The organism is Pseudomonas schmalbachii (genome assembly GCF_017589465.1).
Taxonomy (GTDB): domain Bacteria; phylum Pseudomonadota; class Gammaproteobacteria; order Pseudomonadales; family Pseudomonadaceae; genus Pseudomonas; species Pseudomonas schmalbachii.
This window is the reverse complement of the sequence record NZ_JAELYA010000001.1, coordinates 1,222,356-1,237,363: the sequence shown is the minus strand read 5'-3', so window position 1 is coordinate 1,237,363 and position 15,008 is coordinate 1,222,356. Positions and strand designations below refer to the sequence as shown.

Genomic DNA, 15,008 nt, shown 5'->3' with positions numbered 1-15,008 from the left:
CCGATGGATTCCTTATCGGCGCTTGTCGTGAGCGCGTGGGTGGGGGAAGTCTCCTACCGTCTGGCTTGCAGAAGCGGGTCTTGTCCCTCCACCCCCGACAGGTTCCTACCCTACCGCCATACAAGCGGGCCATGCCCGCGAAACCCCGTGCCGCATCATTTCGCGGGCATGGCCCGCTCCTACGAAAATCCTCCGGGTCCTACCCCTCCAGCGGCACTTCGATCAGGAAGCGGAACAGCGCGCCATGATGCTCCACCGGCAGGCAGTGATAGCCGTGGCGCTTGCTGTCCTCGGGGATGCCATGCACCGACTGCGAGCAATCGGTGATCACTTCCAGCAGCTCCCCCGGCTTCATCGTCGCCAGGGTTTCCAGGGTGGCGATGGCGTTGTAGGGGCAATGCTCGCCGCGCAGATCAAGCGACAGCGTCGGCGTTTTCTTCTCGGTCATGGGCCTTGTTCCTCGGACGGGTGAAGCGGTTGGCGTTGAGCTGGACCAGCAGCATGCAGATGCCCAGTCCGACGAAGGTCAGCAGCAGGCCGCCGGCGGGGCCGAAGCTCTGCAGCAGGTTGAGCTTGGGATAGGGCAGGGCGAGGCTGGTGCCGAGCTGGTCCCAGAACGCTGCCACCAGGGTGCCGCCGATGACGTTGCCGACACCGACCACCCAGAAATGCATCTGGCCTTCCATCGAGCGATACATCCAGCCGGTTTCGCAGCCGCCGGCGAGGACGATGCCGATGCCGAACAGCACGCCGCCAATCACCGCGTTCGGTCCCATCCAGAAGATCTTCGGCGGTACGCCCTGGTGGATGGCGGCGAAGGTGCCGATGCAGGCCGCGGCCATGCCGAGGAGGATGCCCATCGCCGCCTTGGTTCGGCCGGTGGTCCAGAGGTCGCGGGCGGCACTGGTGAAGCAGATCTGCGCGCGTTCGATCAGGCCGCCGAACAGCAGGCCGAACAGGCAGGCCATGCCCAGCACCAGGGAGACTTCGAAGCGCCAGGCGGCGAACAGCAAAGCCGCGGCCAGCACCGCCATGCCCAGGCGCCATTGCAGGCGGGCACGCCGGGCCAGGCTGTCGGCGTCCGGCAGGGCGGCGGCCCTGGCGCTGACCTTCAGCGGCGTGCGCAGCATCGGCAGCAGGCTGAGCTTCACGCCGAACCAGGCACCGACCACCGTCGACAGCATGAACGCCCAGGCATGCACGGAGAACATCGGGATACCGGTAAAGAAGGCCGCGAGATTGCAGCCCATGGCCAGGCGCGCGCCGAAGCCGGCAATGATCCCGCCGATCAGCCCCTGCAACAGGCGGCGCCTGCTGGTCGGCCAGCGCAGGCTGACGTTGCCGGCCCACAGCGCACAACACAGCGCGCCGAGGAACATGCCGATGATCATCACGCCGTCGACCCGGTCCAGCGGCGTGCCCTGCAGACCGATCAGCTTGAAGTAGCTCCATTCCTGCGGTTGCAGGCCGAACCAGGACAGCACGTGTCCGCCCCAGCGGGTGAATTCGCCGGTCACCGCCCAGAACGTGCCGGTCATGGCGAAGTAGTAGGCAGAGGCCACGCCAAGCGCGACCAGGGTCGGCAGCGGTGACCAGAAACGCAGCAGATAGCGTTCGCGGAACAGGGCTATGGCGGACATGCGGCTTCCTTGTTGTAGCTGGGGGCAGAAACCGGCAAGTCTAGCCAACGTCGCCGCGAAGGCTTTGCGTTACGGCAGGTTGACGTCATCCTGCCTCGGATGGGTTTCCTGCAGTCCCGATTTCAGATAATCGACCAGTTGGCGAACCTTCGGCGAAAGATGCCGCTGCTGCGGATAGAGCGCCCACACCGCGGTATTCGGCGGCCGGTGCCGTTCCAGCAGCGAAATCAGCCGGCCCGAACGCAGATGTTCGAGCACGTAGTAGTCGGGCAACTGGCACAGGCCGAAGCCGCGCAGGGCGGCATCCAGCACCGCTTGTCCGCTGTTGCAGCGCCAGTTGCCCTGAACCCGGTGCTGGGTTTCCCGGCCGTCCTCGAGAAAACTCCAGATATCGCTGCTGCCGATCAGGCAGTTGTGCTGCGCCAGTTCTTCCGGACTCAGTGGATTGCCGTAGCGCTGCAGATACTCCGGTGTTGCGCAGAGGTACATGACTCGCGGCGCCAGGCGGGTCGCGACCAGCCGCGAGTCGCTCAGGCGGCCGAGGCGGATGGCCAGGTCGAAGCCTTCGTGCAACAGGTCGAGCTGGCGGTTGGACAGTTCGATATCCACCCGCAACTGCGGATAGTCGGCCATGAAGGCGTTCACCAGCGGCACCACGAAGCGCTCGCCATAGGCCACCGCGCAGGTCATGCGCAGCAGCCCCTTGGGCTCGGCGGACAGGTCGCTGACCGCGCGCATCGCCTCGTCGCGGGCGTCCTGCAGGCGCTGGCAGTGCTGCAGGAACGTCTGCCCGGCTTCGCTCAGCGACACCCGGCGGGTGCTGCGATAGAGCAGTCGGGCCTGCAGGCGCTCTTCCAGACGGGCGATCTGCCGGCTGACATGCGAGGAGGAAACCCCCAGGCGTTCGGCTGCGGCGGTGAACTGGCCGGTCTCGGCCACGGCGACGAATTCGTCGAGTCCTTCCCATCTGTTCATCGGGATTATCCCTGAATGGCAATAATGTTTTGATTATTGCCTGATTATTCACTGAAACGTGGTTTCCTACACTTTCAAAGTTGAGGTGGATTCTTCCGTGAAGAGTCGCGCCCTTATCCGACGGCAACTGCGCCTGGTGCAGTCCGTCGTCCGGTTTCGATCGGCGCCGCCGGTCCGCGTCCGCCCAGGCGGGCGTCGTAGCATCCCTCGTTCAGGAGTTTCGAGATGATCAAGTCCCGTGCCGCTGTCGCCTTTGCTCCCAACAAGCCGTTGGAAATCGTCGAGGTCGATGTGGCTCCGCCGAAGGAAGGCGAAGTGCTGGTGCGCATCCTCGCCACCGGTGTCTGCCATACCGATGCCTACACTCTGTCCGGCGCCGACTCGGAGGGTGTGTTCCCGTGCATCCTCGGCCATGAGGGCGGCGGCATCGTCGAGGCGGTCGGCCCGGGCGTCACCTCGGTGGCGGTGGGCGATCACGTGATCCCGCTGTATACCCCGGAGTGCCGCGAGTGCAAGTTCTGCAAGTCCGGCAAGACCAACCTGTGCCAGAAGATCCGCGCCACCCAGGGCAAGGGCCTGATGCCGGACGGCACCACGCGCTTCTCCTACAAGGGCGAGCCGATCTATCACTACATGGGCTGCTCGACCTTCTCCGAGTACACCGTGCTGCCGGAAATCTCCCTGGCGAAGATTCCCAAGGACGCTCCGCTGGAAAAGGTCTGCCTGCTCGGTTGCGGCGTGACCACCGGTATCGGCGCGGTGCTGAATACCGCCAAGGTGGAAGAGGGCGCCACGGTGGCGGTCTTCGGTCTCGGCGGTATCGGCCTGGCGGCGATCATCGGCGCGAAGATGGCCAAGGCCGGGCGGATCATCGCTGTCGATATCAACCCGGACAAGTTCGCCATCGCCAGGCAACTGGGCGCCACCGACTGCGTCAATCCGAAGGAGTACGACAAGCCGATCCAGGACGTGATCGTCGAGCTGACCGATGGTGGCGTGGACTACTCCTTCGAGTGCGTCGGCAACGTCAACCTGATGCGCGCGGCGCTGGAGTGCTGCCACAAGGGCTGGGGCGAGTCGGTGATCATCGGTGTCGCCGGCGCGGGCCAGGAAATCAGCACCCGTCCGTTCCAGCTGGTGACCGGGCGCGTATGGCGCGGCACCGCCTTCGGCGGCGTGCGTGGGCGCACCGAGCTGCCGAGCTACGTGGAGAAGGCGCAGAAGGGTGAAATCCCGCTGGATACCTTCATCACCCACAACCTGCCGCTGGACCGGATCAACGAGGCCTTCGACCTGATGCACGAAGGCAAGAGCATCCGTACCGTCATTCATTACTGAGCCATGGGCTGGAAGCCTGAAGCGCTCGCAGCTTCAGGCTTTCGACTCGTTTCGGAGGCCTCATGAGCCTTGAACTGATTTCCAGCAACAAGAGTTTCGGCGGCTGGCACCAGCGTTATCGCCACCGCTCGGAAGTGCTGGGTTGCGACATGACCTTCGCCATCTACCTGCCGCCGCAGGCCGAGCCGGAGGCCGCGTTGCCTGCACTCTACTGGCTGTCCGGACTGACCTGCACGGACGAGAACTTCATGCAGAAGGCCGGCGCCCAGCGTGTGGCGGCGGAGCTTGGCCTGGTGCTGGTGGCGCCGGATACCAGCCCGCGCGGGCCGGATGTGCCGGGCGATCCGGATGGTGCCTGGGATTTCGGCCTGGGAGCGGGGTTCTACCTGAACGCCACGCAGGAGCCCTGGTCGCGGCACTACCGCATGCATGACTACGTGGTGCAGGAACTGCCGACGCTGATCGAGGAGAACTTCCCGGTATCCACCCGGCGCGGAATCAGTGGTCATTCCATGGGCGGACATGGCGCGCTGGTCTGCGCCCTGCGCAACCCCGGCCGCTATCTGTCGCTGTCGGCCTTCGCACCGATCAGCCATCCCGGCGACTGCCAGTGGGGGCAGAAGGCTTTCAGCCGCTACCTTGGCGATGACCGGGAGAGTTGGCGCGAGTGGGATGCCTTCGAGCTGATCGCGACGGCCACGGAGCGGTTGCCGATCCTGGTCGATCAGGGCGAGCGCGACGACTTCCTCGCCACCCAGCTGAAACCGGAAGCCCTGCAGATGGCCGCCGGAGCGGTGGGCCACCCGATGACCCTGCGCATGCAGCCGGGTTACGACCACAGCTATTACTTCATCGCCAGCTTCATCGAGGACCATCTGCGTCATCACGCGGCTGCTCTCTGTCGCTGATGCGCTAGAGGTCGGCGAGCTATCCGGTAGAATCGACGCCCTGTTTCCCTTCAGGGCGTTTTCTTATGCGTATCGGCCACGGCTACGACGTACACCGCTTCGGCGACGGCGATTTCATCACCCTGGGCGGGGTGCGTATTCCCCACAAGTTCGGGCTGGTTGCCCATTCCGATGGCGACGTGCTGCTGCACGCCCTGGCCGACGCATTGCTCGGCGCCTGTGCGCTGGGCGATATCGGCAAGCACTTTCCGGATACCGACCCGCAGTTCAAGGGCGCGGACAGTCGCGCGCTGCTCCGCCATGTCGTTTCGCTGGTGCAGTCCAAGGGCTGGAAGGTCGGCAACATCGATTCCACTATCGTTGCGCAGGCACCGAAGATGGCGCCGCACATCGAATCGATGCGCGCGAACATCGCTGCCGATCTGCAGGTCGAGCTGGACCGGGTCAACGTGAAGGCGACGACTACCGAGAAACTCGGTTTCACCGGACGCGAGGAGGGTATTGCGGTCCACGCTGTCGCCCTGTTGATCCGCGCATGACCGAGCTGGATCTGCTGGGCCCGCGTGCCCATGGCGAGCCATGCGGCCGCGCGGTGCTGAAGGCTGTCGCCGAGGATTTCCAGGTCGACGAGGTGCTGGACATTCCCCTCGAAGGAGAGGGCGAGCATCTCTGGCTGTGGGTGGAGAAGCGCGGCCTGAATACCGAGGAAGCGGCGCGACGTCTGGCGCGCGCGGCAGGCGTTCCGTTGCGCGCGATCAGTTACGCGGGGCTGAAGGATCGCCAGGCGCTGACTCGCCAATGGTTCAGCCTGCACCTGCCGGGCAAGGCTGATCCCGATCTTGCCGCCGCCGAAGGCGATACGCTGCGCATCCTCAAGCAGGTGCGGCATCGTCGCAAGCTGCAGCGCGGCGCTCATGCCGCCAACGGTTTCACCCTGCGCCTGACAGCTCTGGAAGCCGATCGCGAGGCGTTGGAAAACCGCCTGCAACGCATCGCCCGGGAAGGAGTGCCGAACTACTTCGGCGCCCAGCGCTTCGGTCATGACGGCAACAACGTCGCCGACGCGCGGTCCTTCGCCGAGCGAGGCAGCTTGCCGGAACAGCGCAACCTGCGTTCGCGGTTGCTCTCGGCGGCCCGCAGCTACCTGTTCAATCGTGTGCTGGCGCAGCGTGTGGCGGCGGGTAGCTGGGCGCAGGCGCTGGAAGGCGATCTGCTGGCATTCACCGATAGCCGCAGCTTCTTTCCGGCGACGCTGGCCGAATGCAGCGACCCGCGCCTGGCCGCCCTCGACCTGCATCCGACCGGTCCTTTGTGGGGCGAAGGCGAACCCCCGGCCAGCGGTGCGCCGGGTGCTATCGAGCGGGATGTGGGGCAGGCCGAGATGGCGCTCTGCCAGTGGCTCGCCGCTGCGGACATGGCGCACGAACGGCGCATTCTGCGGCTCCCCATCCCGGGCCTGGCATGGCATTATCCGGGGCCTGACATCCTGCAACTGGAATTCGTCCTGCCGGCTGGCTGCTTCGCCACCGTAGTCGTGCGCGAGCTAGTAGACCTCGTGCCGGCAGGGCAGATGGAAAACCCATGCGCATATTGATCGCCAACGACGACGGGGTTAATGCACCCGGTATCGCCGCGCTTCACGACGCGCTGGCCGGCCTGGCCGAGTGCATCGTGATCGCCCCCGAGCAGGACCGCAGCGGCGCCAGCAGTTCGCTGACCCTGGATCGGCCGCTGCATCCGCAGCGTCTCAGCAATGGCTATATCAGCCTCAACGGCACGCCGACCGATTGTGTTCATCTGGGACTCAACGGCCTGCTGGAGACTCCGCCGAACATGGTGGTTTCCGGCATCAACCTGGGCGCGAACCTGGGGGACGATGTGCTGTATTCCGGTACGGTCGCCGCAGCGATCGAAGGGCGTTTCCTGGAGTGTCCGGCCTTCGCTTTTTCGCTGCTGTCGCGGCAGCCGGACAACCTGCCCACCGCCATGCATTTCGCCAGGCTGCTGGTCGCTGCCCATGAACAGCTCGACGTGCCGCCGCGCACCGTGCTCAACGTGAACGTGCCGAACCTGCCGCTGGAGCGTATCCGTGGTATCCAGCTGACCCGCCTCGGCCACCGTGCGCGTGCTGCCGCGCCGGTGAAGGTGGTCAATCCGCGCGGCAAGGAAGGCTACTGGATTTCCGTGGCCGGCGATGCCGAGGACGGCGGCGAGGGCACCGATTTCCATGCGGTGATGCAGGGCTATGTTTCCGTCACCCCGCTGCAACTGGACCGAACTTTCCGGGAGGCGTTCAATGGTCTGGAAGACTGGATCGGAGGCTTGCGCCATGAGTGACGAGCTGTCGCGTCGCGGTATTGGCATGACCTCCCAGCGTACCCGCGAGCGTCTGATCCAGCGCCTCTACGAGGAAGGCTTGTCCAACGCGCGGGTGCTCGAAGTGATTCGGCGTACCCCGCGCCACCTGTTCGTCGACGAGGCTCTGTCGCATCGCGCCTACGAAGACACCGCGCTGCCGATCGGGCACAACCAGACCATCTCGCAGCCTTTCATGGTTGCGCGCATGACCGAGCTGCTGCTGGCGGCCGGTCCGCTGGACAAGGTGATGGAGATCGGCACCGGCTCGGGCTACCAGACCGCGGTGTTGTCGCAGCTGGTCGAGCGGGTGTTCTCCGTCGAGCGCATCCAGCCCCTGCAGGATCGCGCGAAGGAGCGTCTTGTGGAGCTAAATCTGCGCAATGTTGTCTTTCGTTGGGGGGATGGCTGGGAAGGCTGGCCAGCCCTTGCTCCGTACAACGGCATCATCGTCACTGCCGCGGCGCCCGAAGTGCCGCAGTCGCTGCTGGATCAGCTGGCTCCGGGCGGACGTCTGGTGATTCCGGTGGGCGGTGGCGAAGTGCAGCAACTGATGCTGATCGTGCGTGAGGAGGATGGCTTCCGGCGCCAGGTTCTCGACGCCGTGCGCTTCGTGCCTCTGCTGCACGGTGTGCAGAACTGATATCTCGCCGGGACTGGCGATTCTGACGACAGTACCGGTGTCTTGCCGGATGGATTCTATGGATAAGGGGGAAGGGGTGAGCTCAAGCGCAGCCCTGTGGCAACGGACTGGGATCAAGTCTGGCCTGCATGCTTTGCTGGCGGTGGGCATATGCTCCCTGCTCGCAGCCTGTGCGTCTTCGTCGGGAGGCGGGGCAAGCGTCGTCGACCGCGACAACACCGTTGCCCGCAAGCCTGCGGTCACCACTGGGCAATACCGGGTCCGCCCCGGCGATACGCTGTATTCCATCGCCTTCCGCTACGGCTGGGACTGGAAGGCGCTGGCTGCCCACAACAACATCGGCGCGCCTTACACCATTCGTCCCGGGCAGCAGATCCGCTTCAGCGGCGGCTCCGCTACTGGAGCACCGTCTGTCGCAAAAACTTCGCCGCCTGTCGCTCCGTCGACCACAACCAGCCCGGGCTTCACCACCACTGTCATCAGCAAGCCGGCTCCCACGGCGGTCGTTACGCCTCCACCTGCCTCCTCGCGCAGTGCATCTCCGCAGCCGGCCGGGTCCGGAGTGGCCGGCTGGATGTGGCCATCCAGTGGCACTCTGATCGGGCGTTTTTCCTCAAACGGCAGTTTGAATAAAGGGATTGATATAGCCGGACAATTGGGCCAGCCTGTTCTGGCTGCGTCGAATGGTACGGTTGTATACGCCGGTAGTGGTTTGCGGGGCTACGGCGAACTCGTGATCATCAAGCACAGCGATACCTACGTGAGCGCCTACGGTCACAACCGCAGGTTGCTGGTGCGGGAAGGGCAACAGGTCAAAGTCGGGCAGAACATTGCCGAGATGGGCTCTACAGGGACCGACCGGGTGAAACTGCACTTCGAGATTCGCCGCCAGGGAAAGCCAGTGGATCCTTTGCAATATCTGCCGCCTCGTTGATTGCCGCCGTTCCCCTGCGTGGGTGAGCGGGTTCAGGTGTCCCAAGGATATGGACACACCTGGACTTGTAGTCGAACTCAGCAAGGGATAACGACATGGCACTTAAAAAAGAAGGGCCGGAGTTTGACGTTGATGACGAAGTGCTCCTTCTGGAGCCTGACATCATCCTCGAGGAGACGCTTGCCGAAGAGCGGGTGTCGCTTCAGGTCACTCCCAAAGCCACCTCACTTTCCTCACTCAAACAGCACAAGCATATCGATTACAGCCGTGCGCTGGATGCCACGCAGCTGTATCTCAATGAAATCGGCTTCTCTCCACTGCTGACTCCCGAAGAGGAAGTCCATTTTGCGCGCCTTGCGCAAAAGGGCGATCCGGCCGGGCGGCGGCGGATGATCGAGAGCAACCTGCGGTTGGTGGTGAAGATTGCCCGGCGCTACGTCAACCGGGGGCTCTCTCTGCTCGATCTGATCGAAGAGGGGAATCTTGGCCTGATCCGGGCGGTGGAGAAGTTCGATCCGGAACGCGGTTTCCGTTTCTCCACCTATGCGACCTGGTGGATTCGCCAGACCATCGAGCGGGCCATCATGAATCAGACTCGCACCATTCGCCTGCCGATTCATGTGGTCAAGGAACTCAACGTATATCTGCGGGCCGCCCGCGAGCTGACGCACAAGCTCGACCACGAACCGTCGCCGGAAGAGATCGCCAATCTTCTGGAGAAGCCGGTCGAAGAGGTCAAGCGCATGCTCGGGCTCAACGAACGGGTGACGTCGGTGGACGTATCGCTGGGGCCGGATTCGGACAAGACCCTGCTCGATACGCTGACCGACGACCGTCCGACCGACCCGTGCGAGCTGCTGCAGGACGACGACCTGAGCGAGAGCATCGACCAGTGGCTGTCCGAGCTGACCGACAAGCAGCGCGAGGTGGTGATTCGCCGCTTCGGTCTGCGCGGCCATGAAAGTAGCACCCTCGAAGAAGTCGGGCAGGAAATCGGCCTGACCCGCGAGCGCGTGCGGCAGATTCAGGTCGAGGCGCTCAAGCGACTGCGCGAAATTCTCGAGAAGAACGGTCTGTCGAGCGAAGCTCTGTTCCAGTAAGTTGATCGAACACGAAAAAGCCCGGGGATAACCCCGGGCTTTTTTGTTCCCGGCGTGTAAGCCATCGCTTACACGAGCTGTAGGCAATTGGCGATTTTATCGATTCATGCTTGAAGTTCTGTTTTCTATCTTATTGTTTTTAAAAGTAAATTACCTGATGCAGTGACGTGGTTCACAGTGTTGCGCGGGTGTTTGGGGGCTTGTGCGGGGCTGTCGTGGCGCTAATATCGATCCTGCGTACAGGGAATTACGCAGGCCGGAAGGGATGCTGGTCAGGACGTCGCGGGATGCGATCCATCAGGATGATGGATATGGAAGAAAGAGTGGGCGGGTTAACCCCGCCCCTTTTTTTGCCTGCAGAAAAGACAAGGCCCGCGTTTGCGGGCCTTGTGCTATGGAGATCAGCGCTCCAGGTGCTTCAGCTTGTCGGCGACGCCATCCCACTGTTCGGCGTCCGGCAGCGAATCCTTTTTCTCGGTGATGTTCGGCCACACCTCGGCCAGATCCTTGTTCAGCTCGATGAATTCCTGCATGTTCTCCGGGACCTCGTCCTCGGAGAAGATCGCCTGGGCCGGGCACTCGGGCTCGCAGAGCGCGCAGTCGATGCATTCGTCCGGGTGGATGACCAGGAAGTTCGGGCCTTCGTAGAAGCAGTCTACCGGGCAGACTTCCACGCAGTCGGTGTATTTGCACTTGATGCAGTTGTCGGTGACGACGAAGGTCATTTTCTAATTTTCTCCTCAGGCGTGCGGCTAAGCGCGCGCGATTCTAGCAGCTTGTTCGGCTGTCCGTCAGATTCGCGTCTTCCATGCATATAACAAATCCAGCGCCTGACGCGGGGTCAGGTCGTCGGGTTTGATCCGTGAAAGCTCATCGATCAGCGGGTGCGGCAGGCTGGCGAACAGGTCGCTCTGCACGGGTGCCGACTCATGGGAATTGATGGCGCGGGGTTGTTCGTGGGGCAGGCTGGTGGTTTCCAGGCGTGCCAGGTGCTCTCGGGCGCGCTGGATCACCTGGCCGGGCACGCCGGCCAGTTGCGCGACCGCCAGGCCATAGCTCTGGCTGGCCGGTCCGGGCAGCACGTGGTGCAGGAAGACGATGCGCTCGTTGTGCTCCGTTGCGTTCAGGTGCACGTTGGCCACCGCCGGTTCGCTTTCCGGCAGTACGGTCAGTTCGAAGTAGTGGGTGGCGAACAGCGTGAAGGCGCGCAGACAGGCCAGATGTTCCGCTGCTGCCCAGGCCAGCGACAGACCGTCGAAGGTGCTGGTGCCGCGGCCGACTTCGTCCATCAGCACCAGGCTGCGATCGGTGGCGTTGTGCAGGATGTTCGCCGTCTCGCTCATTTCCACCATGAAGGTGGAGCGGCCGCCGGCTAGGTCGTCCGAGGAGCCGATACGGGTGAAGATGCGGTCCACCAGGGACAGTTCGCAACGCGCTGCCGGGACGAAACTGCCGATATGCGCCAACAGCACGATCAGCGCTGTTTGCCGCATATAGGTGGATTTACCGCCCATGTTCGGGCCGGTAATCACCAGCATGCGGGTGTCTTCGTCGAGCGTCAGGTCGTTGGCCACGAAAGGCGTATCCAGCACCTGTTCCACCACCGGATGGCGGCCCTGTTCGATCAGGATGCCGGATTCCTCGACGAAGCGCGGACGGTTCAGGTCGAGGTTGAGCGCGCGTTCGGCCAGGTTCGCCAGCACGTCCAGTTCGGCCAGGGCGGCGGCGGTATCCTGCAGCGGGGCGAGCTGGGCGATCAGCAGTTCCAGCAGCTCTTCATAGAGTTGCTTTTCACGGGCCAGGGCGCGGCTCTGGGCGGACAGCGCCTTGTCCTCGAAGGCTTTCAGCTCCGGGGTGATGAAGCGCTCGGCGCCTTTCAGGGTCTGGCGGCGGATATAGTCGGCCGGCGCCTGCTCGGCTTGAACGCGCGGCAGTTCGATGTAGTAGCCGTGGATGCGGTTGTAGCCGACCTTGAGGTTGGGCAGGCCGGTGCGGGCCTTTTCCCGTGCCTCCAGGTCCATCAGGAATTGCCCGGCGTTTTCGCTGAGCGTCAATAGCTCGTCGAGCTCCGCGTCATAGCCTTGCTTGATCACGCCGCCGTCACGGATCACCGCTGGCGGGTTGTCGATGACCGCCCGCGCCAGCAGGTCGGCCAGCTCCGGGTATGTGCGGATGCTGGTGGCCAGGTCGCCAAGGTGCGGGGCCTCCAGTTCGACCATGCCGCGCTGCAGTTCGGGCAGGGCCGCCAGCGCATCGCGCAGGCGCGCCAGGTCGCGCGGGCGGGCGTTGCGCAGGCCGATACGGGCGAGGATGCGCTCGACGTCGCCGATTTCCTTGAGCTGCGGCTGCAGGTTCTCGAAGCGGTAGCGTTCCAGCAGGCAGGCGATGGATTCCTGGCGGGCTTCGAGGACCGCGCGGTCGCGCAGCGGGCGGTTCAGCCAGCGGGTCAGCAGGCGGCTGCCCATGGCGGTCTGGCAGCGGTCGACTACCGACTGCAGGGTGTTGTCACGGCCGCCGCTGAGGTTGGTGTCCAGCTCCAGGTTGCGGCGGCTGGCACCGTCGAGGATCACCGTGTCGTCCAGGCGCTCGTGGCGCAGGCTGCGCAGGTGCGGCAGGGCGGTGCGCTGGGTTTCCCTGGCGTAGCCGAGCAGGCAGCCGGCGGCGCCGATGGCCAGCGTCAGGTCCTGGCAGCCGAAGCCTTTCAGGTCCTGGGTGCCGAACTGCTGGCAGAGGCTCTTGAATGCCGAGTCGCGATCGAAGTCCCATGGCGCGCGACGGCGCACGCCGCGACGCTTCTCGGCCGGCAGGCCTTGCGGCCAGTCGTCCGGGATCAGCAGCTCCGCAGGGTTCATGCGCTCCAGTTCGGCGAGCAGGTTTTCCCAGCCGCGGATTTCCTGGACGCTGAAGCGGCCGCTGGTGATATCCAGTACCGCCAGTCCGAACAGCCGTTCGTCACCGAGCACCGCCGCCAGCAGGTTGTCGCGGCGCTCGTCGAGCAGCGCCTCGTCGCTGACCGTGCCGGGCGTGATGATGCGCACCACCTGGCGTTCCACCGGCCCCTTGCTGGTCGCTGGATCGCCGATCTGCTCGCAGATCACCACGGACTCGCCGAGCTTGACCAGCTTGGCCAGGTAGCCTTCGGCGGAGTGGAAGGGAATACCGGCCATCGGGATGGCGTTGCCAGCCGACTGACCGCGTGCGGTCAGGGTGATGTCGAGCAGCTTGGCGGCTTTCTTCGCGTCTTCGTAGAAGAGCTCGTAGAAGTCGCCCATGCGATAGAACATCAGCTGTTCCGGATGCTGGTTCTTCAGCTTCCAGTACTGTTGCATCATGGGCGTGTGGGCGGAGAGGTCGCTCTGGCTCATTACAGGGGGCTGTCCGGCTTCTATATGCAAAAGCGCCTAGTGTACGGTATCCGCCTGAGCTTCTTTAACCCCGGAGAGCTTTGTGTCCATCAATGATGCAGATATCACCGAGCTGGCCGCCCGGCTCGGTTCGAAACTTGCGGCTTCGCAGCAGAAGGTGACCACCGCCGAGTCCTGTACCGGTGGCGGGATTGCCGAGGCGATTACCCGGATCGCCGGCAGTTCGGTCTGGTTCGAGGCCGGCTATGTCACCTATTCGAATGAGCAGAAGACAGCACAGCTTGGCGTGTCGCCGATGCTTTTCGCCGAGGTCGGCGCGGTCAGTCGCGAAGTGGTCGAGGCGATGGCCAGCGGTGCGCGCGAACGCAGCGGTGCACGTTTTTCCGTGGCGGTCAGCGGTATTGCCGGTCCGGATGGCGGTTCCGTGGAAAAGCCGGTAGGAACCGTCTGGCTGGCCTGGGCTGATGGCGAGAAACTGTTCACCGAATGCCGTCAGTTCGCCGGCGATCGGGCCGCGGTGCGCCGGCAGACGGTGGCGACCGCTCTGGCCGGGCTGTTGCGACTGGCGGGCGGGGAAAATCCTGTGCAGGGGTAGGCGAGCGACTTGCCCTGTGGAATAATACTGTCTAATTATACAGTTGTTCGTGGCCGTCCGGCCGCTCTGACTTCGTGAGGACTTCAATGGACGAGAACAAGAAGCGCGCCCTGGCCGCGGCGCTTGGACAGATCGAGCGCCAATTCGGCAAGGGCGCGGTCATGCGCATGGGCGACCACGAGCGCCAGGCCATTCCGGCCATTTCCACCGGCTCCCTCGGCCTGGATATCGCGCTCGGCATCGGCGGCCTGCCGAAAGGCCGTATCGTCGAGATCTACGGCCCGGAGTCCTCGGGTAAAACCACCCTGACCCTGTCGGTCATCGCCGAAGCCCAGAAGCAGGGCGCCACCTGCGCCTTCGTCGACGCCGAACACGCGCTGGACCCGGACTATGCCGGCAAGCTGGGCGTCAACGTCGATGACCTGCTGGTTTCGCAGCCGGATACCGGCGAGCAGGCGCTGGAAATCACCGACATGCTGGTGCGTTCCAATGCGGTCGACGTGATCATCGTCGACTCCGTGGCGGCTCTGGTGCCCAAGGCCGAGATCGAGGGCGAAATGGGTGACGCCCACGTCGGCCTGCAGGCCCGCCTGATGTCCCAGGCACTGCGCAAGATCACCGGCAACATCAAGAACGCCAACTGCCTGGTCATCTTCATCAACCAGATCCGCATGAAGATCGGCGTGATGTTCGGCAACCCGGAAACCACCACCGGCGGTAATGCGCTGAAGTTCTACGCCTCTGTCCGCCTGGACATCCGCCGTACCGGCGCCGTGAAGGATGGCGACGAAGTGGTGGGCAGCGAGACTCGCGTCAAGGTAGTGAAGAACAAGGTGGCGCCGCCGTTCCGTCAGGCCGAGTTCCAGATCCTTTACGGCAAGGGCATCTATCGCACCGGCGAAATCATCGATCTGGGCGTGCAACTGGGGCTGATCGAGAAGTCCGGCGCCTGGTACAGCTACCAGGGCAGCAAGATCGGCCAGGGCAAGGCGAATGCCGCCAAGTTCCTGGAAGAGAATGCGGAGATCTGCGCGGTGCTGGACAAGTCCATCCGCGAGCAATTGCTGAAGAACCAGCCGGCTCCGACCAAAGCCGAGCTGGCAGCCGCAGAGGCCGCCGAGGCTGCCGAAGCCGACCTCGACTACTGATCCCGCC

General features: G+C 64.0%; 15 protein-coding genes. 10 read left to right on the top strand and 5 right to left on the bottom strand.

What is annotated here, in order from left to right:
- Positions 1 to 199 precede the first annotated feature (199 nt).
- From yedF to JFY56_RS05515, 3 genes are all read right to left on the bottom strand, one after another.
- The gene (yedF, locus tag JFY56_RS05525; RefSeq protein ID WP_208312471.1) at positions 200 to 448 is read right to left on the bottom strand and encodes a sulfurtransferase-like selenium metabolism protein YedF; all 249 of its coding nucleotides are present in this window, start codon (positions 446 to 448) and stop codon (positions 200 to 202) included.
- Positions 414 to 1,640 (bottom strand): selenium metabolism membrane protein YedE/FdhT, encoded by a 1,227-nt coding sequence (yedE, locus tag JFY56_RS05520; protein ID WP_208312470.1) that lies wholly within the window; start codon positions 1,638 to 1,640, stop codon positions 414 to 416. Before yedE ends, yedF begins: the two co-directional genes overlap by 35 nt.
- 69 nt (positions 1,641 to 1,709) lie before the next feature.
- Complete coding sequence (locus JFY56_RS05515; protein ID WP_208312469.1) at positions 1,710 to 2,615, bottom strand: LysR substrate-binding domain-containing protein; 906 nt, start codon at positions 2,613 to 2,615, stop codon at positions 1,710 to 1,712.
- 225 nt (positions 2,616 to 2,840) lie between these two features.
- On the opposite strand from JFY56_RS05515, the gene JFY56_RS05510 reads away from it, so the two are divergent.
- The 8 genes from JFY56_RS05510 to rpoS all read left to right on the top strand — a co-directional run bounded on the left by JFY56_RS05510 (position 2,841) and on the right by rpoS (position 9,893).
- Complete coding sequence (locus tag JFY56_RS05510; RefSeq protein WP_208312468.1) at positions 2,841 to 3,953, top strand: S-(hydroxymethyl)glutathione dehydrogenase/class III alcohol dehydrogenase; 1,113 nt, start codon at positions 2,841 to 2,843, stop codon at positions 3,951 to 3,953.
- A gap of 62 nt (positions 3,954 to 4,015) precedes the next feature.
- Entirely contained in the window at positions 4,016 to 4,861 is an 846-nt protein-coding gene (fghA, locus tag JFY56_RS05505) for an S-formylglutathione hydrolase (RefSeq protein WP_208312467.1), read from the top strand.
- Between the two features lie 65 nt (positions 4,862 to 4,926).
- Positions 4,927 to 5,400: a 2-C-methyl-D-erythritol 2,4-cyclodiphosphate synthase gene (gene ispF, locus JFY56_RS05500; RefSeq protein ID WP_208312466.1), complete on the top strand. Its 474-nt coding sequence runs from the start codon at positions 4,927 to 4,929 to the stop codon at positions 5,398 to 5,400.
- A complete protein-coding gene (truD, locus tag JFY56_RS05495) occupies positions 5,397 to 6,455 on the top strand; it encodes a tRNA pseudouridine(13) synthase TruD (RefSeq protein ID WP_208312465.1) in 1,059 nt (352 codons plus the stop codon). Before ispF ends, truD begins: the two co-directional genes overlap by 4 nt.
- A complete protein-coding gene (surE, locus tag JFY56_RS05490) occupies positions 6,443 to 7,198 on the top strand; it encodes a 5'/3'-nucleotidase SurE (protein WP_208312464.1) in 756 nt (251 codons plus the stop codon). The genes truD and surE overlap by 13 nt, the downstream gene beginning before the upstream one ends.
- 25 nt (positions 7,199 to 7,223) lie before the next feature.
- Entirely contained in the window at positions 7,224 to 7,859 is a 636-nt protein-coding gene (locus tag JFY56_RS05485; RefSeq protein WP_208312529.1) for a protein-L-isoaspartate(D-aspartate) O-methyltransferase, read from the top strand.
- A 58-nt stretch (positions 7,860 to 7,917) separates the two neighbouring features.
- On the top strand, positions 7,918 to 8,793 hold the full coding sequence (locus tag JFY56_RS05480; RefSeq protein WP_208312463.1) for a peptidoglycan DD-metalloendopeptidase family protein: 876 nt from the start codon (positions 7,918 to 7,920) through the stop codon (positions 8,791 to 8,793).
- Between the two features lie 95 nt (positions 8,794 to 8,888).
- The gene (gene rpoS / locus JFY56_RS05475) at positions 8,889 to 9,893 is read left to right on the top strand and encodes an RNA polymerase sigma factor RpoS (RefSeq protein ID WP_208312462.1); all 1,005 of its coding nucleotides are present in this window, start codon (positions 8,889 to 8,891) and stop codon (positions 9,891 to 9,893) included.
- A 401-nt stretch (positions 9,894 to 10,294) separates the two neighbouring features.
- Here the strand turns inward: rpoS and fdxA are convergent, their stop codons facing one another.
- On the bottom strand, positions 10,295 to 10,618 hold the full coding sequence (gene fdxA / locus JFY56_RS05470) for a ferredoxin FdxA (RefSeq protein ID WP_208312461.1): 324 nt from the start codon (positions 10,616 to 10,618) through the stop codon (positions 10,295 to 10,297).
- Positions 10,619 to 10,684: 66 nt separating this feature from the next.
- Positions 10,685 to 13,258, bottom strand: coding sequence for a DNA mismatch repair protein MutS (gene mutS / locus JFY56_RS05465; RefSeq protein ID WP_208312460.1), 2,574 nt, complete (start codon positions 13,256 to 13,258; stop codon positions 10,685 to 10,687).
- Between the two features lie 82 nt (positions 13,259 to 13,340).
- Between mutS and JFY56_RS05460 the strand changes: the two genes are divergently transcribed.
- Together JFY56_RS05460 and recA are read left to right on the top strand one after the other, a co-directional pair.
- Positions 13,341 to 13,853: a CinA family protein gene (locus JFY56_RS05460; RefSeq protein WP_208312459.1), complete on the top strand. Its 513-nt coding sequence runs from the start codon at positions 13,341 to 13,343 to the stop codon at positions 13,851 to 13,853.
- 86 nt (positions 13,854 to 13,939) lie between these two features.
- Positions 13,940 to 15,001, top strand: a complete 1,062-nt coding sequence (recA, locus tag JFY56_RS05455) for a recombinase RecA (protein ID WP_208312458.1) — start codon at positions 13,940 to 13,942, stop codon at positions 14,999 to 15,001.
- Positions 15,002 to 15,008: the final 7 nt, after the last annotated feature.